Below are 21587 nucleotides of genomic sequence, written 5' to 3' on the forward strand. Positions count from 1 at the left end.
AACCGTTGACCTGTCATGGGGCAGGATTGCCGGATGCTTTCAGCCGAAGCTTCGTGCTTCGGCCGACCCTTGAAAGCCTCTCGTTGTCTTGCCCGTGATGCGTCACACTTCGTGCGGTTGAAGATGCGCCTGCCGATCCATGGGTGACGGCGCCTTTTCCCGCACTACGCAAGGACAAGATATGTTCGATATCCATACCGTCGAAATCGAGTGGGCCGGCCGCCCGCTGAAGCTCGAGACCGGCAAGATCGCCCGCCAGGCCGATGGCGCCGTCATCGCGACCTACGGCGAAACCGTTGTTCTCGCCACCGTCGTTTCTGCCAAGTCGCCGAAGCCGGGCCAGGATTTCTTCCCGCTCACGGTCAACTACCAGGAAAAGACCTACGCAGCCGGCAAGATTCCCGGCGGCTATTTCAAGCGCGAAGGACGCCCGAGCGAAAACGAAACCCTCGTTTCCCGCCTGATCGACCGTCCGATCCGCCCGCTTTTCCCGGAAGGCTACAAGAACGACACGCAGGTCGTCGTCACCGTCATCCAGCATGACCTGGAAAACGATCCGGACGTGCTGTCCATGGTCGCCACGTCGGCTGCGCTGACGCTCTCCGGCATTCCGTTCATGGGCCCGATCGGTGGCGCCCGCGTCGGCTACATCAACGGCGAATACGTGCTCAACCCGCATCTCGACGAGATGGACGAGTCGACCCTCGACCTCGTCGTTGCGGGCACGCAGGAAGCCGTTCTGATGGTCGAGTCCGAAGCCAAGGAACTGCCGGAAGACGTCATGCTCGGCGCCGTAATGTTCGGCCATCGCGGCTTCCAGCCGGTGATCGATGCGATCATCAAGCTCGCCGAAGTTGCCGCCAAGGAACCGCGCGATTTCACGCCGGATGACTTCTCCGCGCTCGAAACCGAAATGCTCGGCCTTGCCGAAGCAGAACTGCGCGACGCCTACAAGATCACCCAGAAGGCTGATCGCTACGCCGCCGTCGACGCCGTCAAGACCAAGGTGAAGGCACACTTCCTGCCGGCCGAAGGCGAAGCCAAGTACACGGCCGAAGAAGTCGGCGCCATCTTCAAGCATTTGCAGGCGAAGATCGTTCGCTGGAACATTCTCGACACGTCCAGCCGTATCGACGGTCGCGACCTGTCGACCGTTCGCCCGATCGTTTCGGAAGTCGGGCTTCTGCCGCGCACGCATGGTTCGGCGCTGTTTACCCGCGGTGAAACGCAGGCAATCGTCGTCGCCACGCTCGGCACCGGTGAAGACGAACAGTATGTCGACAGCCTGACGGGCATGTACAAGGAGCGCTTCCTGCTCCATTACAACTTCCCCCCCTACTCGGTTGGCGAAACCGGCCGCATGGGTTCCCCGGGTCGCCGCGAAATCGGCCATGGCAAGCTCGCATGGCGCGCTATCCGCCCGATGCTGCCGACGGCGGAACAGTTCCCCTACACGTTGCGCGTCGTTTCCGAGATCACCGAGTCGAATGGCTCCTCCTCGATGGCAACGGTTTGCGGCACCTCTCTGGCGCTGATGGACGCCGGCGTTCCGCTGGCCAAGCCGGTTGCCGGCATCGCCATGGGTCTGATCCTGGAAGGCGATCGCTTCGCCGTTCTTTCCGACATTCTCGGTGACGAAGACCACCTCGGCGACATGGACTTCAAGGTCGCCGGCACTGCCGATGGCATCACCTCGCTGCAGATGGACATCAAGATCGCCGGCATCACCGAAGAGATCATGAAGGTTGCGCTCGGCCAGGCACAGGGCGGTCGTGCCCACATCCTCGGCGAAATGGCCAAGGCCATCTCCGAAAGCCGCGGTCAGCTCGGCGAATTCGCACCGCGCATCGAAGTGATGAACATCCCGGTCGACAAGATCCGCGAAGTCATCGGCTCCGGCGGCAAGGTCATCCGCGAAATCGTCGAAAAGACCGGCGCCAAGATCAACATCGAAGACGACGGCACCGTCAAGATCGCCTCGTCCTCCGGCAAGGAGATCGAAGCGGCCCGCAAGTGGATCCACTCGATCGTCGCCGAACCGGAAGTTGGTCAGATCTACGAAGGCACGGTCGTCAAGACCGCCGATTTCGGCGCTTTCGTCAACTTCTTCGGCGCCCGCGATGGCCTCGTCCACATCTCGCAGCTCGCTTCCGAGCGCGTTGCCAAGACGACCGACATCGTCAAGGAAGGCGATAAGGTTTGGGTCAAGCTCCTCGGCTTCGACGAGCGCGGCAAGGTTCGCCTGTCCATGAAGGTCGTCGACCAGGCAACCGGCCAGGAAATCGCTGCCGAAAAGAAGAAGGACGACGCGGCCGAATAAGCTGCGCCTTCGCTGACTTTCCGGGGCGCGGGATCTTTCCGCGCCCTTTTTATATCGTTTCTGTCAGGCGTGTTTGGCGTACCCCTGCGAAAACCCCTCCCCAACCCCTCCCCACAAGGGGGAGGGGCTCTAGCCCGCACCTTTTGCGGCATTGGCTCGACCTCTAAAATAGAAGCACTATGCTTCGACATTGCAGAGTGATCTTGTTTCATAGAGGGGCGTCCGCAAGTTAGCCCCCTCCCCCTTGTGGGGAGGGTTGGGGAGGGGTCTTCATCTCAAAACCGGACTCGCTTGACAGGTAATCTCTATTTTCACTAACGAGACCACGCCCATGAGCCGCGATGCCTTGAAGACCCTGTTCCATCCCTTTGCTTCCGGCACAGTCGACGCGCCTGGAGAGGGTCAGCGGATCCTTTTTCTCGGCGCGGAAGCAGGCTTTGCACTGCCGGGCGATTTTGCCGCCGAGCTTTCCGCCGTCCAGGGTTTCCGCCCCTTCTATCGCCAACTGCAGGCGCAGCGCGTCAATGTGACGCCGGAGATCGAGGGCAGCGACTATGACGGCGCGCTGGTGCTCTGCACCAAGCACAAGGGCGAAAACGAAGCCCATATCGCCGAGGCGGTGGCGCGAGTGAAGGCGGGTGGGCTGATCGTCGTCGCCGGCGGCAAGGAAGACGGCATTCAGCCGCTGCGCAAGCGCATCGAAGGTTTTGGCCTCAATGTGGAGCATATGCCGAAATATCACGGCGTGGCTTTCTGGTTTACGCGTCCGGCCGACGCAAGCGCTCTTACAGCGCAATTGGCAAAGCCCGCCACGCGCGTCGAGGGCCGGTTCACCACCGCTGCCGGCATGTTCTCGCATGATCGCATCGACGCCGGCTCCGAACTGCTGGCATCGCGCCTGCCGACCGATTTTTCCGGCGACGCCGCCGATTTCGGCGCCGGCTGGGGCTATCTATCCGTGGAACTGGCGACCAGATCGCCGCGGATCGCCCGCCTGGACCTCTACGAGGCCCATTACGCCGCATTGGAGGCCGCCCGCGCCAATCTCTTGGAAAACTGCCCGAAGGTCGCCCAGCGCTTCTTCTGGCACGATCTGGCAAGCGAGCCGGTCAAGGACAAATATGATCTAGTGATCATGAACCCGCCCTTTCACGAAGGTCATGCCGCCGAGCCTTCGCTCGGTCAGGCAATGATCAAGGCGGCATCCTCCGCACTGCGCAGCGGCGGCCGCCTGATGCTGGTCGCCAATCGCGGCCTGCCCTACGAGCCGGTACTGGCCGAGAATTTCCGCGAGCATGGCGAGACCTGCCGTAACGCACGCTTCAAGGTACTGTGGGCGAAGAAATAGGCGATGGAGTGCCGCCTCTCGTAAAATCTTATCGAATGAAGATTAACGCGCCCGATTCGGCGCCCTTGAGGCCCATTCGCGACTCAGCACGGCATAGACATATTCGTCGCCCCAAACGCCATCGAAGCGATCGTTTTCGATCAGATGCGCCTCGCGCCGCAGACCAAGCCGTTCGACGACACCGATGGACCCGATGTTCTTCGTATCTAGCCGTGCGAAAATCCGGTGAAAGCCGAACCTGTCGAAACCGAGGGTGATCATGGCTTCAGCCGCCTCGGTGGCGTATCCCTTGCCGACATAGGCTGGATTGAAGATATAGCCAACCTCGGCCTGCAATCCGGCTCTACTGGTAAGCTTCAGGCTCACCTGGCCCAACAGGGCATCATCCTCGCGCCTAACGACGGCACAGCGAAGGATATCGCCGTCTTCAGACAGCCGCGTATTCAAGCTGGCATCAAAACGCTCACGTATTTCCTCTGGAGATGGAGGGTCGCAGTAGAGGTAGCGATAGACGGCCGGCAGCGAGCGATAGGCGCGATAGGCCTCGAAATCCTCACAAGCGAATTCCCGCAGGATGAGGCGTTCGGTGGCTGTAAAGACTTCGGCGTCATTGGCCGTCATCGGGAATCCTCTGGAAGGATATCCGGCATGTGGTCCTCCCGGCCGAAGACCGAGAGGACGATCAGATCAGCCGCCTATTCCGCGTCCGCGCTCGACAGCGTTTCCAGCGTCGGCATCGAGGTGATGTTGTAACCGGCATCGACAAAATGAATTTCGCCGGTGACGCCTGCCGACAGGTCGGACAGGAGATAGAGCGACGACGAGCCGACATTGTCGATGGTGACCGACTTGCGCAGCGGGGCGTTGCGCTGGTTCCAGGAGAGGATGGCGCGGGCGTCGGAAATGCCGGCGCCGGCGAGCGTGCGGATCGGGCCGGCGGAGATGGCATTGACGCGGATGCCCCGGGGGCCGTAATCGGCGGCAAGATAGCGTACGGAGGCTTCCAGAGCCGCCTTGGCTACGCCCATGACGTTGTAGTTCGGAATGACGCGCGTCGAGCCGTTATAGGTCAGCGTCAGCATGCTGCCGCCTTCGACCATCAGGTCGGCGGCGCGCTTGGCGATCTCGGTGAAGGAGAAGCAGGAGATCACCATGGTGCGGGTGAAATTATCGCGCGTGGTGTTGGCGTAGAGGCCCTTCAGCTCGTTCTTGTCGGAAAAGCCGATGGCGTGGACGATGAAGTCCAGCTTGCCCCAGCGTGCCCTAATCTCGTCGAAAACGGAATCGACCGAAGCCAAATCCTCGACATCACAGGGCAGCAGAAAATCGGAGCCGACTTCGGCAGCGAGTGGCTTGACGCGCTTGCCGAGCGCCTCGCCCTGAAACGTGAAGGCGAGTTCCGCGCCTTCGGCTGCAAGCGCCTTTGAAATACCCCAGGCAATCGAGTGATTGTTTGCGACGCCCATGATGAGGCCGCGCTTACCCTGCATGATTCCCGTCATTGCTTTATCCGTTATAGCGCTGGAAGACGAGCGTGGCGTTGGTGCCGCCGAAGCCGAAGGAATTGGAGAGAGCCGTGTCGATCTTGGCATTATCGATGCGCTTGCGCACGATCGGCACACCTTCGAATTCCGGGTCGAGTTCGGTGATATGAGCGCTTTCGCCGATGAAGCGCTCTTGCATCATCAGGATCGAATAGATCGATTCCTGCACGCCGGCTGCGCCGAGCGAATGGCCCGTCAGCGACTTGGTCGACTGGATCGGCGGGATCTTGGCTCCGAACACCTCGCGAATGGCGCCGATTTCCTTGCTGTCGCCGACCGGCGTCGAGGTGCCGTGGGTGTTGATGTAGTCGATATCGCCCTTCACGGTCGCGAGCGCCTGACGCATGCAGCGCACAGCCCCCTCGCCCGACGGCGCGACCATGTCATAACCGTCCGAAGTGGCGCCATAGCCGACGATCTCGGCATAGATCTTGGCACCGCGCGCCTTGGCGTGTTCCAGTTCCTCGAGCACCAATACGCCGGCACCGCCGGCGATGACGAAGCCGTCGCGATTGGCATCATAGGCGCGCGAGGCGGCTTCCGGATGATTGTCGTTGAAGTTCGAGGACATGGCGCCCATAGCATCGAAGAGGTTCGACATCGTCCAGTCGAGGTCTTCATGGCCGCCAGCGAACATGACATCCTGCTTGCCCCATTGGATCATCTCGGCGGCGTTGCCGATGCAATGCGCGGAGGTCGAGCAGGCCGACGAGATGGAGTAGTTGACGCCGTGGATCTTGAACCAGGTGGCGAGCGTCGCCGATGCCGTCGACGACATCGATTTCGGCACGGCAAAGGGACCGATGCGCTTCGGGCTGTTGTTCTTGCGGGTGATATCGGCGGCTTCGATCAACGTGCGGGTCGACGGGCCACCGGAACCCATGATGATACCGGTGCGATCATTGGTGATGTCGCTCTCTTCGAGACCGCTGTCGGCGATCGCCTGCTTCATGGCGACGTGGTTCCAGGCGCCGCCCTGCGACAGGAAGCGCATGGCGCGGCGGTCGACCAGATCGGTCGTATCGATCTTCGGCGAACCCCAGACCTGGCACTTGAAACCGTGTTCGGCGAAATCGGTGGAGAAAGAAATGCCCGACTTGGCTTCGCGCAGCGAGGCGGTGACTTCCTGCGCATCGTTTCCAATCGAAGAGACAATACCAAGACCCGTAACTACTACCCGTCTCATGTCGATGACCTTTTCTAAAAGCTCTGTCTTTGTGGGGCGGCCATGCCGCAGCTCAGGCAGTCTTGTCTTTTGACAGGCCTACGCGCAGGTCTGTCGCCTGATAAATGACCTCGCCATCGGCCTTCAGCCAGCCGTCGGCGGTGCCGAGCACGAGGCGGCCGCGCATGACGCGCTTGAAGTCGATGCCGTATTCGAGAAGCTTCGTGTCTGGACGAACCATGCCCTTGAACTTCACCTCGCCGGTCGAAAGCGCCATGCCGCGGCCCGGTTCGCCGAGCCAGCCGAGGAAGAAGCCGGTCAACTGCCACATGCCGTCCAGGCCGAGGCAGCCCGGCATGATCGGATTGCCGGCAAAATGGCAGGGGAAGTACCAGTCGTCGGGACGCACGTCGTATTCGGCGCGAATGTAGCCCTTGTCGAAGGCGCCACCGGTTTCGGAAATATCTGTAATGCGATGGACCATCAGCATCGGCGGCAGGGGAAGCTGCGCATTGCCCGGGCCGAACAGTTCGCCGCGGCCGCAGGCCAGGATTTCCTCATAGTTGAAGCTGGATTGTCTCGTCGTCATAAAGTTCCGTTTCCCCCGCGCAAATGCCGATTGATGTGAAGCTTTAGTGTAAGATCGACAGAAAATGAAGCGCAAGCATGACGCCCGCATCCCACCGCTCGATCGAACCCACTTCACTGTTATGTGGTGGTCGCATACAGGAAGGCTAGGGTTGCTGCCAGAGGCAAATGCGCCAAGAACCTTCTTTTTACGGCTTTTGGCCGCCTTCCCACCCCATCGAAACTATTGAAAGCAATCCAGGCAAAAGTTATATGGCTTAGTAAAGATTTATAGAGATCAGGAATCCGGAGTTCCCTGAATGGCGGAAGAGGCCGAAATCGCGATCGAAAGCAGGCTGCGCAGCGCGGGCCTGAGACCGACCCGGCAACGCGTCGCACTCGGCGACCTTCTTTTCGCCAAGGGCGACCGCCACCTGACCGTCGAGGAACTGCATGAAGAGGCGGTCGCCGCCGGCGTGCCGGTTTCGCTCGCCACCGTCTACAATACATTGCATCAGTTTACCGAGGCCGGCCTGATCCGCGTGCTTGCTGTCGAAAGCACGAAGACCTATTTCGACACCAACGTATCAGACCATCACCACTTCTTCATCGAAGGCCAGAACGAAGTGCTGGATATTCCGATCAGCAATCTGACCATCGGCAATCTGCCGGAACCGCCGAGAGGCATGGAAATTGCCCATGTCGACGTCGTCATCCGCCTGCGCCGCAAGCAGCAATAGGCAATAGGCAATAGGCAATAGGCAATAGGCAATAGGATTGTCGTCCAGCCGTTTACTATTGGCTACTGTGCCTAATTCCTGCTGCCTTCCATTCACATCACATCGTCGGGATGGCGGCCGGGCTTATGATGGTAAGTCGGGAAGGTCCAGCCGAACCAGAGTGCGCCGCCTCGCACGGCGAAAGCTGCGGCGACGCCAAGGGCCGCCGAGGCATAGAGCGGCATCGTGGTGGCATTGGCGGCGGTGAAAGCGCCGGCGCCGACGAGCGCTGCGGTCACGTAGATTTCCGGCCGCAGCAGCACCGAAGGTTCGTTTGCCAGAAGATCGCGCAGGATGCCGCCGAAAGTCGCCGTCAGCGCGCCGGTGACGATGGCAACCGTCGGCGAACCCGTCGCCGCCATGCCCTTGGCCGCGCCCATGACGCAATAGGCCGACAGGCCGACCGCATCCAGCCAGATCAGCAAGCGGTAGCGCGATTCGAACAGATGCGCGGTGAAGAAGACGAGCACGCCGGCTATGGCGCAGATGATGATATAGGTCGGGTTCGATACCCAGAAGACCGGCACACGGCCGAGGACGATGTCCCTCAGCGTACCGCCGCCGATCCCGGTGACCGCGGCGAGAAACAGGAAACCGATCAGATCGAGCTGCTTGCGCGAGGCCGACAGCGCACCGGTCGCGGCAAAAAGCGCGACGCCGGCATAGTCGAGAAACGAAAGAAGCGACATTCAAGGCTCCAGGAGAGTACCGGCGCGATTTTCGGCGAAGTGAATCACGGCGGCAAGGGCCGCGCAAGCAGGCAGATGTAAAGATGGGCGCAGCGGTCGCCGCAACCCCTGCAGCCGACCCCGCGCTTTCAAGAGGAAATGGCCGGTGAAATCCCTGCTGATCGTGATCCTGAATCTCATCGCGCTCGTGGTCATGCCCGTCATGGCACAAGCTCAGCAATCGCTCGTGCAAGATCCCGTGGCCTTCGAAAAGGAACACTTTAGCAAGCGCTGCGAGGGCCAGGCGAGCTTCGGCGATGGTTTTGCCACGGAGCGGGACATCAACAACGACTCGCTGACCGACATCGTCGTCAACGAAGGCGAGATTACCTGCAAAGGGGAAAAGGGGCCCGACTGCACCGATGAGGGCTGCCCCTATAATTTCTACATCCATGTCGCCGAAGGCGGCTATATTCTGGTCGCGACAGCCCGGATCTATGGCTACGATTTCATCCAGCGCTTCGGCAACATGGTGCTGGTCATGAAAATGCACCCTCGCTTCTGCGACCGCACGGAGGGCGATTCTTGTGAGATCACCGTCCGCGTCCGCGGCGTGAAATTCGTCACCGTCGCGAAAAAGTAGTTACGGACCGGCCACGTGTTTAAGGGCTGGGATAAAGCGCCGAGGTGCGGCCGGCGGCGTAATAGCCGACGAGACCGATCCATTCGCGGACGCCTGTTGCCAGCAACTGCGCGTTCAGCGATGGCTGGGTGAAATCGAAGCCCAGCGTTTCCTTGCCCGTGCTGCGGTAATCGACCGGCCAGGGAACGACATCGATGCCCTGCTTGCGGAAAATGCCCATGGAGCGCGGCATGTGGAAGCCGGACGTGATCAGCAGGCAACCGGAAAGATCGTTCTGCGCGAGAAGCTGCTTGGTGTTGACGGCATTTTCGAAGGTGGTGCGCGACGTCGTGTCCTCGACAAGCCGATCCTTCGAGAGGCCGAGCGCAACGAAGAAGCGCTCGGAAATAACGGCATCGCCCTCGTACTTGCCGCTGATCGAACCATCCCCGCCAGAGACGACGATGCGCGCCTGCGGAAACTTCTGCGCCAGCCGCAACGTCTCGACAAGACGATCGCCAGCCGAATCCATCTCATACCCACCCCGCGCCGTCGTCACCTCATTCTGCGTAGCACCGCCGAGAACGATCATGCACTTGAGATCAGCGGGATCAGCCGCCGGATGCGGAAAACGCTCCTCCAGCCCCTGGACGATATAGGCGCCGGCTGTCGTGTAGAGGGCGACGAACAGGATCAGGACCGACAGCAGTGAGGAGGCGATGGCAACAAAGCGCCTGCGAACAAGGCTGCCGATCAGGCCCGACACGCCGAAGAAAAAAGCCAGTGACAGCGGCTGACCAAAAATCCAGACAAGTTTGGAAAAAACGAACAAATTACATCCTCGGGCGTGTCGAGCTGGAGCTCTCAAGAGCAACGGCAGAAAACGATTCGTTTTTTCCTAGCAGATTTTTGTGCGCTGCAATGTGGCGATATCGATCGGTGGGCGATCGAAAATGATGTGGAGGCCCAACCGAAGCATCCAAGCGATCGCCATCAATCTCGCGATGGCGGCGGTAAATGGGGCTCCGGTGGGTGACGCTACAATCTCTTCTTCGCGAAGGCGCGCCCCGAACCGGATTTCAGATATTTCTCGAATGCGAACGCTTGGGATTCATCGGGAAAAAGCAGCGTAGGTCTTCAGTAACCACGGAGCATATTTCGAGGTATGCGGCACTTCCTTGGCATTGTGCTTTGCCAAGCGGGCTTTCAGATCGCCGGTAACGCCGACATAATGGCGGTCGGGGAAATCGTGACTTGTGAGGATGTAGACGTATTTCATGCGGAGGCATGATAGAGTGTCTCGAGATGGACGCAACCACGGCGCGTGCAACTGTTTTATTTGCCATAGAGCGAATTTGAAAAGGATGAGAAAATATTTTGTGCTGAGTGGAGAGAGGCCCGCTTACGTTGCTGCGCAACTTCAGCGCGGCAGCCTTCGTCTGCTGGCTTGCCGAGCCGAAGCTCGGAGAGCGAAGGCTGGTGGAGCTAAGCGGGATCGAACCGCTGACCTCTTGCATGCCATGCAAGCGCTCTCCCAGCTGAGCTATAGCCCCATCAAGGTGGTGCCGTTTGACCGGCCCTGGGTCCCTTCCGAGCGCTTCGCCCGTCGGGGTGGCGGCTTATTACTTCTGGTTTTTGCAGATAGCAAGCCGAAATTTTCGGCCCGGAAAACTTTTCTTGTTCACCGGGCCGACTGTTCGCAAATCAAACGTCGTCGTCGTCGCCGGTCACGCCGATGATGTCGCTCATATCGTCGTCATCTTCGTCTTCGTCGGCTTCGAGGAAGGTGTCGTCGTCATCGTCGCCGATTTCGACATCGTCATCGCCGATATCCGGGATATCGTCGCCGGCGGCAGCCTCGTCGGCGTCTTCGAGCGACACCAGTTCGACTTCCGTGTTTTCGGTATCGACTTCGGCCACTTCGTCCTCTTCCGGAACTTCCTTCGAAGCGGAGGTTTCCTCGAAGAAGGACAAGGGCCAGGACTTGCCGGTATAGGGCGAGACGACCGGGTCCCGGTTCAGGTCATAGAACTTCTTGCCGGTATCTGGATCGGTACGTTTTGTTCCAAGTTCCGCTTTCGCCACTGTCAAAGCCTCATGAATGGCCGAATAAAGATTCGGCAATGCCGGGGAAGCCGGCGTTTTAAGGGAAATTATCAGCCGGTCCCCTTAATCGTTGCGGCTCTTTCTGTCAAAGCCAAACTTTATATACGCGGAGACTGGTTTTCCCGGCATTCCGGGATGACCGGGCAGCGGCTCTATGGTAACGAGCCAGCGTGAACCGCAGGTCAGTTGGCGCAACAGGAGCAAAGCCAGCGATAATGCGGCGTAAATAACGGCATCGCAAAGGAATTGCCCATGCCGCACGACATTCAACCGCGGCTCGCGACGGCGCGCCGCTCGACCAATCTTTCCGGCACCATCCGCGTTCCCGGCGACAAATCCATTTCGCATCGCGCCCTCATGTTCGGCGGCCTGGCTGCTGGCGAAACCCGCATCACCGGCCTGCTCGAAGGCGAGGATGTGCTCAACACGGGCAAGGCCATGCAGGCCATGGGCGCCAAGATCGAGAAGATCGGGGCCGAATGGATCATCCGTGGCATCGGCAACGGCGCGCTGCTGGCCCCGGAAGCGCCGCTCGATTTCGGCAATGCCGGCACCGGCAGCCGCCTGACCATGGGCCTCGTCGGCGTCTATGATTTCGAATCCACCTTCATCGGCGACGCTTCGCTTTCCAAGCGGCCGATGGGCCGCATCCTCGATCCGCTGCGGCGGATGGGCGTGCAGGTCAAGTCCAGCGAAGGCGACCGCCTGCCGGTGACGCTACACGGGCCGGAGACGGCCAGTCCGATCACCTATCGCGTGCCGATGGCTTCGGCGCAGGTCAAATCCGCCGTGCTGCTCGCCGGCCTCAATGCGCCTGGGATCACCACCGTCATCGAGCCGGTCATGACGCGCGACCATACCGAGAAGATGCTGGCCGGCTTTGGCGCCGATCTTTCGGTCGAGACCGATCGGGATGGCGTGCGCACTATCCGCCTTCAGGGCCAGGGCAGGCTTTCCGGCCAGATCATCGATGTTCCCGGCGATCCCTCTTCGACGGCTTTTTCGCTGGTCGCGGCGCTGATCGTTCCCGGCTCCGATATCACCATCCGCAACGTGCTGATGAACCCGACCCGCACCGGTCTGATCCTGACGCTGCAGGAGATGGGCGGTGATATCGAGGTTCTCGACCGGCGCCTTGCCGGCGGCGAGGATGTCGCCGATCTCCGCGTGCACTCCTCGGCGCTCAAAGGTGTCACCGTGCCAGCCGAGCGGGCGCCGTCGATGATCGATGAATATCCGGTGCTCGCCGTAGCCGCCGCATTCGCCGAGGGCACGACGATCATGCTTGGGCTGGAGGAACTGCGGGTCAAGGAATCCGACCGGCTCTCAGCAGTTGCGGAAGGGCTGGCGCTCAACGGCGTCGATTGCACCGAAGGCGAGGCGTCGCTGACGGTATGTGGCCGGCCGGATGGGAAGGGCCTCGGCAATGCCGCGGGCGGCGCGGTAAAGACCCATCTCGATCACCGCATTGCCATGAGTTTCCTCGTGATGGGGCTTGCCTCGGAACATCCGGTCGCGGTCGACGATTCCACCATGATCGCCACCAGCTTTCCGGAGTTTTTCGATCTGATGGCGGGACTTGGCGCCAATATGGAAGTGGAAGGACGCATAGCTCAGTGACGACACCGTTTACGATCGCCATCGACGGACCCGCTGCGGCAGGCAAGGGAACCTTGTCGCGCCGGATCGCCGAGGAATATGGTTTTCACCATCTCGATACCGGCCTGACCTATCGGGCAACCGCCAAAGCCCTGCTCGACGCCGGCCTGCCGCTCGACGACGAAACGGTTGCCGAGACGATGGCGCGCAAAGTCGACCTTTCCGGGCTCGACCGCGCGGTGCTCTCGAAGCATGAGATCGGCGAGGCGGCATCGAAGATCGCCGTCATGCCGGCCGTGCGCCGCGCGTTGGTCGACGCGCAGCGGGCTTTTTCCCTGAAGGAGCCGGGCACGGTTCTGGATGGGCGCGATATCGGCACCGTCGTCTGCCCGGATGCGCCGGTGAAAATCTATGTCACGGCATCGGCGGAAGTGAGGGCAAGACGGCGCTACGACGAAATCGTCAATGCCGGCGGCAGCGCCGATTATGCGGCGATTTTCGAGGACGTGAAACGACGCGACGAGCGGGACATGGGCCGCGCCGACAGCCCTTTGCGACCGGCGGAAGACGCGTACTTGCTTGATACCTCAGAAATGAGTATAGAAGCGGCGTTTCAGACGGCAAAGTCGATCATCGACGCCGGTCTGAGCCGAAATGCCTGAAAATGCGAGCGGCTTTCGCGTGCTTTGCGCACGAAGCCGCTGATTTAAAAAGCCTGACATTCCGTCCAAGCGCCGGATAGCCTTCCCCAAGGGGAGGCGGACGGATGCAGGCCTGTTCAACACGAACCAACGGCGCAGCAGTGTCCCTAATGCACAATAAGGACACGCCAGGAGATTTTATGTCTGTAACTTCCCCCTCTCGCGAAGATTTCGCGGCCCTTCTCGAAGAATCCTTTGCCAAGAACGATCTGGCTGAAGGCTATGTCACCAAGGGCATCATCACCGGCATCGAAAAGGATGTTGCCGTTGTCGACGTCGGCCTCAAGGTCGAAGGCCGCATCGCGCTGAAGGAATTCGGTGCACGCGCCAAGGACGGCACGCTCAAGGTTGGCGATGAAGTCGAAGTCTATGTCGAGCGCATCGAAAACGCGCTTGGCGAAGCTGTTCTGTCGCGCGAAAAGGCTCGCCGCGAAGAAAGCTGGATCAAGCTCGAAGCCAAGTTCGAAGCTGGCGAACGCGTCGAAGGCGTCATCTTCAACCAGGTCAAGGGCGGCTTCACCGTCGATCTCGACGGCGCTATCGCCTTCCTGCCGCGTTCGCAGGTCGACATCCGTCCGATCCGCGACGTTACCCCGCTGATGCACAACCCGCAGCCCTTCGAAATCCTCAAGATGGACAAGCGCCGCGGCAACATCGTCGTTTCGCGTCGTACGGTTCTGGAAGAGTCCCGTGCCGAGCAGCGTTCTGAAATCGTTCAGAACCTCGAAGAAGGCCAGGTTGTTGACGGCGTCGTCAAGAACATCACCGATTACGGTGCGTTCGTTGACCTCGGCGGCATCGACGGCCTGCTGCACGTCACCGACATGGCATGGCGCCGTGTGAACCATCCGTCGGAAATCCTGTCCATCGGCCAGCAGGTCAAGGTACAGATCATCCGCATCAACCAGGAAACCCACCGCATCTCGCTCGGCATGAAGCAGCTCGAGAGCGATCCGTGGGATGGCATCCAGGCCAAGTATCCGGAAGGCAAGAAGATCTCCGGTACCGTTACGAACATCACCGACTACGGTGCGTTCGTCGAGCTGGAGCCGGGCATCGAAGGCCTCATCCACATCTCGGAAATGTCCTGGACCAAGAAGAACGTTCACCCCGGCAAGATCCTGTCCACGAGCCAGGAAGTCGAAGTCGTCGTTCTCGAAGTCGATCCGACCAAGCGTCGTATCTCTCTCGGCCTGAAGCAGACGCTGGAAAATCCGTGGGCAGCATTCGCCCGCAACCATCCGGCTGGCACCGAAGTCGAAGGCGAAGTCAAGAACAAGACCGAATTCGGCCTGTTCATCGGCCTCGACGGCGATGTGGACGGCATGGTGCACCTCTCCGACCTCGACTGGAACCGTCCGGGCGAGCAGGTCATCGAAGAGTACAACAAGGGTGATGTCGTCAAGGCCGTCGTTCTCGACGTCGATGTCGACAAGGAACGCATCTCGCTCGGCATCAAGCAGCTCGGCAAGGATGCAGTCGGCGAAGCCGCTGCTTCCGGCGAACTGCGCAAGAATGCCGTCGTTTCGGCTGAAGTCATCGCCATCAACGATGGCGGCATCGAAGTGAAGCTCGTCAACCACGACGACATCACCTCCTTCATCCGCCGCGCCGACCTGTCGCGTGACCGCGACGAGCAGCGTCCGGAGCGTTTCTCGGTCGGTCAGACCGTCGACGCCCGCGTCACCAACTTCTCCAAGAAGGACCGCAAGATCATGCTGTCCATCAAGGCGCTGGAAATCGCGGAAGAGAAGGAAGCAGTCGCTCAGTTCGGTTCGTCCGACTCCGGCGCTTCGCTCGGCGACATCTTGGGCGCGGCTCTGAAGAACCGCAACGCCGAATAATCTTCGGTTGAAGCCTTAGAGATAGAAACCCGTCGGAGCGATCCGGCGGGTTTTTGTTTGATCTTGGAGCATCCGATCCACTGCCCGGCGCTCGCCTGCAGCAGATAAGATGCTCCAGAATTCAAGGGATCAGAGTAGAGCGATTTTTGCGCGTTCAGACGAACACACGGCGCTCTGACGCAGCCGGTTATTCCCATTCCACCATGCGCTGATAGAAATCGAAGGCGTGATCGTGAAGGGAGTCCCGCGGCGCGGGTGCAGGTAGTGCGAGCGGTTCTGGCGCAACGGCGCTGGTTTCCGGGGGAGCTGTTTCTGCGTCGGCCTCTTCGGGTGCCGAAGCCGTCGGCTGATGCGTTTCCTCAGGCTGAGAATCGTCTTCACTCTCGTCCTGCGCCGTTTCTCCGCCCTGCCCCTGTTCGTGCTCCTCGTCATCGGCTGGGTCGACACGATCGACCCTTTCCAATTCCTTCTCTTCAATCGAGACATCCACCGGTAAATATTGTGCGATGGCAAACGGAATGCCTGGCGGCAGCGGGACCGGCGTTCCCATCTGCGCCGCGCCGTCAGGCATATTCATAGCGGGTGCACCCGGCACATCGCCCAGGGGTTTGCTCTGAAGTGCAGCCGGTGCGCTCGCTACCTCATCAGTAGAAACCGCGTTCTGGCTTGCCATGGTGGCGGCAAGCTTCCGGGTGTCCTCATTAGCGGACGTCTGCGGCGGCAGCGGCACGTCCTTTTGGTCATCGGCATTGGCGGCAAGCGCCTGCGCAATAATATTTTCTGCCGCGGACGAATTGTCGTGGATGATCTGCAGAAGCTCGGGGCCGGTGACTTCCAAGGCACGGCCGATGACGACTTGCAGTCCTTCCTTGATGTCAGCCCGGATCTGCTGGATATCCCGCGGCACAGGCGGTGGCGTGATTGGCGATCTGATCAGAGCGATTTCCGTGGGGAGCTTCTCCTCGGTCGGTGTCGCTGACGATGTGTTGCCCGCTACGGGGATGGCGTTTTGCGGATGGACGGCCTCGCCGTTGCCGGCATCAATGAGAAGCGCACTTGCAGCCAGCGGACGCGGGGCGGATTGCTGATTTGGGATGGTCTGCGGAGTCGAGGCGGTTTCGGGGTTTGGCAAGAGCTCCGGCTCCAAAATCGCCGCAGCAACGAGAACTGCCTGAGCTGGGGCAATTGCCACAGGCGTTTCTTCGGGCACCTGCGCGGCAATTGCAGCGAGGATAGCCGCCGCCGCGGGTGCTGGCGCCGCAGCACTCGCCGGAGAAGCCGGCAGGGCTGCTAGAGCGGCCGCGGGGGCAACGTCTGGGGTCCTTTTGATCGTCTGTGCAGGGACTTGGGCCTGCGGTTCGATCATCTCGGTTTCACCGGCATTCTGGCCATAGGAATTGACGACGGCCTTGATCATCACCGCGTCGGGTTCCGGTGTCAGCGTCGCATCCAGGTTGATGGCGATTTGCACGGCTTCCGGCCCATCCGGATTGGCGAGCGCCTCGGCGATCAGAGGCAACGGGAGCGGCGTTTGCGCCTGCGCGTCCATGAGTTGCTGGGCTGCGGCAAGCTGTTGCGGCGGCAAGCTGCGGATCGTATCGACCAGCCGCTGTGCCAAAGCGGCACTGCTCTCATCCGGCTCACGCGAAACATTAAGCGCCGCGCCGGCGTCATCGATGACGGAGAGCAGGCTGTCGAACATCCGCTCGCGCGCCGCCGCCAGCAGCATATTCAGCTTGCCTTCGACACTGGCGGTCACCGTATTCGGCAGGACGGCGAGCGGCGTCGCGGCCGTCTGGACACTCGACGTTTCGGCGGTGGCAACCGCCGGCTTTTCAGGGGCTGTAGCCAAAGCAGACACGGCACTCACGGGAGACAACATGTGATGCTCCTTTGTCTGACAAGACGGAAGCAGAAGGCAGGGTCAGTCAGGGTCCGCTCATGCGGCCGCCAGCAATTCGAAGCCGGAGGACCGGCGGATTGACGCGGGAAGACGTCGGTCGAATGCTTGAAATCAGGGGTAGAATAGCAGGATGTCTCTTAACAGATTGCTAACTAACGCGCCGATGCCACATCCGCGTCACCAGCTTTTCCGTTTCAATTCGCATTCCGCGCGGCCGATCAGCTATGCGCGAAAATATCGGTCTCTTCCCAGCCGAGGAGATCCAGCTTCGCCCGGGTCGGCAGGAACGTGAAACAGGCATCGGCATGCTCGATGCGGCCGTCACGCACAAGGCGCTCCCTCAGCTTGTCACGCAGCGCATGCAGGTAGAGCACATCGGAAGCGGCATATTCTAGCTGTGCCGGCGATAGCGTCTCGGCCGCCCAGTCGGAAGATTGCTGCGCCTTGGAAATATCGACTTCGAGCATCTCCTTGAGATTGTCTTTGAGGCCGTGACGGTCAGTATAGGTGCGGCAGAGGCGTGAGGCGATCTTGGTGCAGAAAACCGGCGTCGTGGTGACACCGAAAGTATGGAACAGCACGGCGATATCGAAGCGGCCATAGTGAAAGATCTTCTCGCGCGACGGATCGGCCAGCATGGCGACGAGGTTCGGCGCCTCTTTCTGGCCGGCGGCGATGCGGATCACATCGGCGGTACCGTCACCCGGCGAAAGCTGCACGACGCAGAGCCGGTCGCGGCGCGGAATGAGGCCGAGCGTTTCGGTATCGATCGCTATGGAGCCGGTGTAGCGGGCGGCATCGGCAGCAGAAATATCGCCTTCGTGATAACGGATGGTCGCGGCCATGAAGCTCTCCCGGCTCTATCGTCTGAATTCATTTTTCGTCCTGTTCTATAGAACAGACAAGGAGATAACGATACTACGCAGGCTTAAAATGTCGGCGGCGCATTGATCAGGCTCAAGTCGAGGTGATGTGGATGCGCCCTTGCCACAGACGCGCCGCCGTCAGCTTTCCGGAACGGAAGGCACCGGTGTCGATATTGAGCCGAAGCCCATGCGCCTCGGCTTGTCTCACCGGCGTATGGCCATGAATGATCAGCTTCGGCAGCGGCTGCGCGCTGTCGTAAAAGCGCGAGCGGATGAAAACGAGGTCATCATCCTCCTGCGCTGTGATCGGCCGTTCCGGATCGATGCCTGCATGGACGAACAGCACCTGCGGCGTATCCAGCAGGATCGGCAGCCCGCGGAGAAAGTTGAGATGATCGTCCGGCAGCCAGGTTCGGATGAAGGTGTCTAGTTTTTTCTGCCGGGGATATTGCCGCCGTAGGGTCTGGATATCCACACCATAGGAATTCAGCGTTGCATCGCCGCCAAGCGCGACCCAGTCGTCCAGGGATATTTCACCATCGGCATAGGCGAGCATGGCCAATTCATGATTGCCTGTGAGGCAGATGCGCTCGAAACCATTCGGCAGCGGCGCCATCAGGCGGCTGACGACCTGTGCCGAGGCAGGCCCGCGATCGATGAAGTCGCCGAGCATGATGATCAATTTGCGTCCCGGTAGTGCGGCTGCATCGGCGAAAATTCTGCGTTCGAGCGCGCTCAGGAGGTCGTAGCAACCATGTACGTCACCGATTACATAGGTCGGCGTATCCAAGATATCGAGGTACTCCCGGCGCCTGCGCGGGCGGAAGCCGCGAGTGACTTTCTCGCGTATGATATTCGCCGCCATGAAACTCCCTCATCGAAATGTCACCATCCCGAGCGCTCTAACCCTCCTAAGCAAAAATAATCGAAAAGCGACAATTCTTTGCCACGTGCGGAAATAAATGTCTCGGCCCGAAATCTATGCCGATGGAAGCCAGCCATAAAAGGTCACCTTGCGGCAAAGCGTCCCGCACGGAGCCATTCCGTATTGTGAAAATTGACATAGCATCTCCACAACTCTATCGCGCTCGGTAACCCCGCAGGAGGACTTTCATGACCAAGATCATTACCAGACTCGGCCTCGCCGCCATTTTGGCTCTCGGCCCTTCCGCTCAGGCTTTTGCGCACGCACATCTGAAATCGGCCACCCCTGCGGACAAGAGCACCATCAAGACCTCGCCCAGCGAACTCGACCTCACGTTCAGCGAAGGTCTGAACCTGAAATTCTCCGGCATCAAGGTGACGGGGACCGACAAGGCGATCGTCAAGCTCGGCGATTCCATGCTGATGCAGAACGACACCGTGCTGATGGTTCCCGTTTCCGAAACGCTTGGCGCCGGCACCTATACCGTCGAATGGCATGCCCTTTCCACTGACGGCCATAAAACCACCGGCAGCTACACCTTCACAGTAAAACCTTGATCGATCCCAACACAGCGCTTGAGGCCTGCCGCTTCTTTCACGATGCATCCCTGATGCTTCTGTGGGGCGCCTCGGCCTTTCTTTGGCTTCTGGTGCCCAAGGTGCTGGCGGAGAAGGTCTGGCGCATGTTTGGCGCTGCACCCTTGCTTGCAGCGCTGGTTGCCGCACTAACGACGCTCGCCTCGCTGCCCCTAGCAAGCGCCACCATCGGCAATGGCTGGAGCGACGCTTTCGATACCGGCACGATCCGCGACGTTCTGTTCGAAACCACGGTCGGGCAGGCCTGGCTGGCCGAGGCCGCTGCTACCCTCATCCTCGTTCTTGCTTTCCCGCCGCCGGAGCGCTGGCGTCGCCCGGGCGTGGCGCTCGGCTCCGGTCTCGGCCTAGCCGCCCTCATGCTGACCGGTCACGCCTCGATGCATGAAGGCTGGCTGAAGCTCGCCCATCGAGCCAATGACGTTCTTCACGTCCTTGCCGGCGGCGGCTGGCTGGGCGCCCTGGTGCCTCTGGTCCCGATCCTCCGGCTTTTGAACATGCCAGAGGACCGGACGGAGGCGCTGTTGGCGCTGCGTCGCTTCTCCACCGTCGGACACTTCGCCGTAGCGCTGGTCATCGCCTCCGGCTTGGTCAATACGATGCTGGTCCTTCAGCACCTGCCGACGGACTGGTCATCTCCCTATCAGGCGATGCTTGCCATCAAGATCGTGCTTGTCGCCGGCATGAGCCTATTGGCGATCGTCAATCGCTATGTCCTCGTGCCCCGGATGCGGCATGATCGGGCTCGGGCTTTGAGTGCCATCCGGCGCGGCAGTATAGCCGAAATCGTCCTTGGCATCACCGTGATCGCGCTGGTAGCCGTTTTCGGCGTGCTCGAGCCGGTCTGACTATCAAGCCGAGAGCGACGTCACCACCGCGCGAACCGCCTCCGTATCCTTAGTTTTCGGCCTGTATTCGAGACCGACCCTGCCGCTGTAGCCATGGGCAAACAGCCAATTCAGCCGCTCGAGCAGATCGATGCCGCCGGTGCCGGGATCGTTGCGGCCCGGGTGATCGGCGACGTGGACATGCACGATGCGATCGGCGCGTTCGCCGACCACATCTTCCGTCCGCTCACCCATGACTGCCGAATGGTAGATATCGTAGACGATGCCGATTTCCGGCCGACCTACCTCATCGACGATATCCAGGCCTTCCGCGGTTGAGGACAGAAAGTAGCCGACGTGATCGATCTTGGTGTTCAATGGTTCGAGGCCGAGACGTATGCCCGAGCCGCTCAAGATGTCGGCGCCGGCGCTCAAGGCGGAGATCAAGGCCTCCCGCTGTTCGGCGCGTGAAAACTCCGGCAAATCGTCGCCCGCCTGCGCGATCAGAACTGCAGCACCCAGGCGCTCCGCAACACTGGCCGATGCCTCCAACCCCTCCAGCCAGGCGTCCTTATTCGCCGGATTGGTCAACGCGATCATCGGCTCGGCAACAATGCCCGAGACCGCGATCCCCGTCTCCTCAATGACGGATGCGATCGCATCCAAGTCCTTGTTTGTCCAGCGCCAGAATTCGACTGCGCTCAATCCGGCCTGATGCGCCAACCGAATTCGGTCGGCGAAATCGTCGCCTTCGCGGGCGAACAGCCATTCGATACATGCCGAAAATTGCCGCATGAAATCTTCCTCCAAAGAATATGCGCTGGATGCGCCTTATCGAACGCAACGGCGAGAGGCCAGCCGCTAGAGCGTTTCTGATTTTATTTGAATCGCGGATTCCCTTTTGTTGTCGAATGTGATTCAAGATGCTGGCTGAGAGGAGGTCAGCATCGATGGTCGCACCTCTTTCGAATGATCTGCGTGAACGTGTCGTGGGCGCTGCTGCGGCGGGAGAGAGCTGCCGCTCGGTGGCGGCGCGGTTCGGTGTCTCGGTCTCATCTGTCGTGAAGTGGTCGCAGCGCTATCGCCGCAGCGGCTCCGTCGCGCCCAGTCAGATGGGCGGGCATCGCAAGCGTCTTTTGGAACCGCATCGCGCTTTCATAGCCGAGCGGATTGCTCAGAGCCCGCAGATCAGCCTGCACGGCCTCAAGGA

Annotated in this window: 21 protein-coding genes, 1 tRNA gene and 1 pseudogene; 10 read left to right on the plus strand and 13 right to left on the minus strand. The window is 60.5% G+C overall.

Features of this window, described 5'->3' with window-relative positions; genetic code table 11:
* Positions 1–181 precede the first annotated feature (181 nt).
* Positions 182–2320 carry a polyribonucleotide nucleotidyltransferase gene (gene pnp, locus K290_RS0126520; RefSeq protein WP_028754663.1) on the plus strand — a complete coding sequence of 713 codons (2139 nt, stop codon included), beginning with the start codon at positions 182–184 and terminating at the stop codon, positions 2318–2320.
* Between the two features lie 331 nt (positions 2321–2651).
* Positions 2652–3668, plus strand: coding sequence for a class I SAM-dependent methyltransferase (locus tag K290_RS0126525; protein WP_028754664.1), 1017 nt, complete (start codon positions 2652–2654; stop codon positions 3666–3668).
* 42 nt (positions 3669–3710) lie between these two features.
* On the opposite strand, the gene K290_RS0126530 is transcribed toward K290_RS0126525, so the two are convergent.
* The 4 genes from K290_RS0126530 to fabA all read right to left on the minus strand — a co-directional run bounded on the left by K290_RS0126530 (position 3711) and on the right by fabA (position 6966).
* Positions 3711–4289, minus strand: a complete 579-nt coding sequence (locus tag K290_RS0126530; RefSeq protein ID WP_028754665.1) for a GNAT family N-acetyltransferase — start codon at positions 4287–4289, stop codon at positions 3711–3713.
* 74 nt (positions 4290–4363) lie between these two features.
* A complete protein-coding gene (gene fabI, locus K290_RS0126535) occupies positions 4364–5170 on the minus strand; it encodes an enoyl-ACP reductase FabI (RefSeq protein ID WP_028754666.1) in 807 nt (268 codons plus the stop codon).
* Positions 5171–5174: 4 nt separating this feature from the next.
* Entirely contained in the window at positions 5175–6398 is a 1224-nt protein-coding gene (gene fabB / locus K290_RS0126540; RefSeq protein WP_028754667.1) for a beta-ketoacyl-ACP synthase I, read from the minus strand.
* Between the two features lie 52 nt (positions 6399–6450).
* On the minus strand, positions 6451–6966 hold the full coding sequence (gene fabA / locus K290_RS0126545; RefSeq protein ID WP_028754668.1) for a 3-hydroxyacyl-[acyl-carrier-protein] dehydratase FabA: 516 nt from the start codon (positions 6964–6966) through the stop codon (positions 6451–6453).
* 298 nt (positions 6967–7264) lie between these two features.
* On the opposite strand from fabA, the gene irrA reads away from it, so the two are divergent.
* Positions 7265–7684: an iron response transcriptional regulator IrrA gene (gene irrA / locus K290_RS0126550; RefSeq protein WP_028754669.1), complete on the plus strand. Its 420-nt coding sequence runs from the start codon at positions 7265–7267 to the stop codon at positions 7682–7684.
* 92 nt (positions 7685–7776) lie between these two features.
* On the opposite strand, the gene K290_RS0126555 is transcribed toward irrA, so the two are convergent.
* A complete protein-coding gene (locus K290_RS0126555) occupies positions 7777–8412 on the minus strand; it encodes a trimeric intracellular cation channel family protein (RefSeq protein WP_028754670.1) in 636 nt (211 codons plus the stop codon).
* A 145-nt stretch (positions 8413–8557) separates the two neighbouring features.
* Between K290_RS0126555 and K290_RS0126560 the strand changes: the two genes are divergently transcribed.
* Positions 8558–9034: a hypothetical protein gene (locus tag K290_RS0126560; protein WP_028754671.1), complete on the plus strand. Its 477-nt coding sequence runs from the start codon at positions 8558–8560 to the stop codon at positions 9032–9034.
* Positions 9035–9053: 19 nt separating this feature from the next.
* On the opposite strand, the gene K290_RS0126565 is transcribed toward K290_RS0126560, so the two are convergent.
* The 4 genes and pseudogenes from K290_RS0126565 to K290_RS0126585 all read right to left on the minus strand — a co-directional run bounded on the left by K290_RS0126565 (position 9054) and on the right by K290_RS0126585 (position 11098).
* The gene (locus tag K290_RS0126565; protein WP_028754672.1) at positions 9054–9845 is read right to left on the minus strand and encodes a YdcF family protein; all 792 of its coding nucleotides are present in this window, start codon (positions 9843–9845) and stop codon (positions 9054–9056) included.
* Positions 9846–10051: 206 nt separating this feature from the next.
* A pseudogene (locus K290_RS35050) lies at positions 10052–10292 on the minus strand (GIY-YIG nuclease family protein).
* Between the two features lie 198 nt (positions 10293–10490).
* Positions 10491–10566: transfer RNA gene (locus K290_RS0126580), tRNA-Ala, on the minus strand.
* A 151-nt stretch (positions 10567–10717) separates the two neighbouring features.
* Complete coding sequence (locus tag K290_RS0126585; protein ID WP_028754673.1) at positions 10718–11098, minus strand: TIGR02300 family protein; 381 nt, start codon at positions 11096–11098, stop codon at positions 10718–10720.
* Between the two features lie 273 nt (positions 11099–11371).
* Here K290_RS0126585 and aroA point away from each other — a divergent pair, with 273 nt between their 5' ends.
* The 3 genes from aroA to rpsA all read left to right on the plus strand — a co-directional run bounded on the left by aroA (position 11372) and on the right by rpsA (position 15263).
* Positions 11372–12739 carry a 3-phosphoshikimate 1-carboxyvinyltransferase gene (gene aroA / locus K290_RS0126590; protein WP_028754674.1) on the plus strand — a complete coding sequence of 456 codons (1368 nt, stop codon included), beginning with the start codon at positions 11372–11374 and terminating at the stop codon, positions 12737–12739.
* The gene (gene cmk, locus K290_RS0126595) at positions 12736–13380 is read left to right on the plus strand and encodes a (d)CMP kinase (protein WP_028754675.1); all 645 of its coding nucleotides are present in this window, start codon (positions 12736–12738) and stop codon (positions 13378–13380) included. The genes aroA and cmk overlap by 4 nt, the downstream gene beginning before the upstream one ends.
* Before the next feature lie 179 nt (positions 13381–13559).
* A complete protein-coding gene (gene rpsA, locus K290_RS0126600) occupies positions 13560–15263 on the plus strand; it encodes a 30S ribosomal protein S1 (RefSeq protein WP_028754676.1) in 1704 nt (567 codons plus the stop codon).
* A 187-nt stretch (positions 15264–15450) separates the two neighbouring features.
* Here the strand turns inward: rpsA and K290_RS0126605 are convergent, their stop codons facing one another.
* From K290_RS0126605 to K290_RS0126615, 3 genes are all read right to left on the minus strand, one after another.
* Entirely contained in the window at positions 15451–17145 is a 1695-nt protein-coding gene (locus K290_RS0126605; protein WP_028754677.1) for a hypothetical protein, read from the minus strand.
* A gap of 239 nt (positions 17146–17384) precedes the next feature.
* A complete protein-coding gene (locus K290_RS0126610) occupies positions 17385–18011 on the minus strand; it encodes a ribonuclease D (protein WP_028754678.1) in 627 nt (208 codons plus the stop codon).
* 112 nt (positions 18012–18123) lie between these two features.
* Positions 18124–18897 carry a metallophosphoesterase family protein gene (locus tag K290_RS0126615; protein ID WP_028754679.1) on the minus strand — a complete coding sequence of 258 codons (774 nt, stop codon included), beginning with the start codon at positions 18895–18897 and terminating at the stop codon, positions 18124–18126.
* Between the two features lie 248 nt (positions 18898–19145).
* Between K290_RS0126615 and copC the strand changes: the two genes are divergently transcribed.
* Together copC and copD are read left to right on the plus strand one after the other, a co-directional pair.
* A complete protein-coding gene (gene copC / locus K290_RS0126620; RefSeq protein ID WP_028754680.1) occupies positions 19146–19514 on the plus strand; it encodes a copper homeostasis periplasmic binding protein CopC in 369 nt (122 codons plus the stop codon).
* Positions 19511–20398 carry a copper homeostasis membrane protein CopD gene (copD, locus tag K290_RS0126625; RefSeq protein WP_081670443.1) on the plus strand — a complete coding sequence of 296 codons (888 nt, stop codon included), beginning with the start codon at positions 19511–19513 and terminating at the stop codon, positions 20396–20398. The genes copC and copD overlap by 4 nt, the downstream gene beginning before the upstream one ends.
* A 3-nt stretch (positions 20399–20401) precedes the next feature.
* Here the strand turns inward: copD and K290_RS0126630 are convergent, their stop codons facing one another.
* A complete protein-coding gene (locus tag K290_RS0126630) occupies positions 20402–21172 on the minus strand; it encodes a TIM barrel protein (protein ID WP_028754682.1) in 771 nt (256 codons plus the stop codon).
* 155 nt (positions 21173–21327) lie between these two features.
* Here K290_RS0126630 and K290_RS0126635 point away from each other — a divergent pair.
* A partial coding sequence (locus K290_RS0126635; protein ID WP_028754466.1) for a helix-turn-helix domain-containing protein occupies positions 21328–21587 on the plus strand: 260 nt, incomplete at its 3' end.

It is taken from the genome of Rhizobium leucaenae USDA 9039 (genome assembly GCF_000426285.1).
GTDB classification, from domain to species: domain Bacteria; phylum Pseudomonadota; class Alphaproteobacteria; order Rhizobiales; family Rhizobiaceae; genus Rhizobium; species Rhizobium leucaenae.

Excerpts from the sequence above, each read along its gene's own strand:
- fabB (WP_028754667.1), bottom strand. The coding sequence starts at position 6,398 with ATGAGACGGGTAGTAGTTACGGGTCTTGGTATTGTCTCTTCGATTGGA.
- K290_RS0126605 (WP_028754677.1), bottom strand. The coding sequence starts at position 17,145 with ATGTTGTCTCCCGTGAGTGCCGTGTCTGCTTTGGCTACAGCCCCTGAA.
- K290_RS0126630 (WP_028754682.1), bottom strand. The coding sequence starts at position 21,172 with ATGCGGCAATTTTCGGCATGTATCGAATGGCTGTTCGCCCGCGAAGGC.
- irrA (WP_028754669.1), top strand. The coding sequence starts at position 7,265 with ATGGCGGAAGAGGCCGAAATCGCGATCGAAAGCAGGCTGCGCAGCGCG.
- K290_RS0126610 (WP_028754678.1), bottom strand. The coding sequence starts at position 18,011 with ATGGCCGCGACCATCCGTTATCACGAAGGCGATATTTCTGCTGCCGAT.
- fabA (WP_028754668.1), bottom strand. The coding sequence starts at position 6,966 with ATGACGACGAGACAATCCAGCTTCAACTATGAGGAAATCCTGGCCTGC.
- copC (WP_028754680.1), top strand. The coding sequence starts at position 19,146 with ATGACCAAGATCATTACCAGACTCGGCCTCGCCGCCATTTTGGCTCTC.
- K290_RS0126615 (WP_028754679.1), bottom strand. The coding sequence starts at position 18,897 with ATGGCGGCGAATATCATACGCGAGAAAGTCACTCGCGGCTTCCGCCCG.
- pnp (WP_028754663.1), top strand. The coding sequence starts at position 182 with ATGTTCGATATCCATACCGTCGAAATCGAGTGGGCCGGCCGCCCGCTG.
- K290_RS0126555 (WP_028754670.1), bottom strand. The coding sequence starts at position 8,412 with ATGTCGCTTCTTTCGTTTCTCGACTATGCCGGCGTCGCGCTTTTTGCC.
- aroA (WP_028754674.1), top strand. The coding sequence starts at position 11,372 with ATGCCGCACGACATTCAACCGCGGCTCGCGACGGCGCGCCGCTCGACC.
- K290_RS0126530 (WP_028754665.1), bottom strand. The coding sequence starts at position 4,289 with ATGACGGCCAATGACGCCGAAGTCTTTACAGCCACCGAACGCCTCATC.
- rpsA (WP_028754676.1), top strand. The coding sequence starts at position 13,560 with ATGTCTGTAACTTCCCCCTCTCGCGAAGATTTCGCGGCCCTTCTCGAA.
- K290_RS0126525 (WP_028754664.1), top strand. The coding sequence starts at position 2,652 with ATGAGCCGCGATGCCTTGAAGACCCTGTTCCATCCCTTTGCTTCCGGC.
- fabI (WP_028754666.1), bottom strand. The coding sequence starts at position 5,170 with ATGACGGGAATCATGCAGGGTAAGCGCGGCCTCATCATGGGCGTCGCA.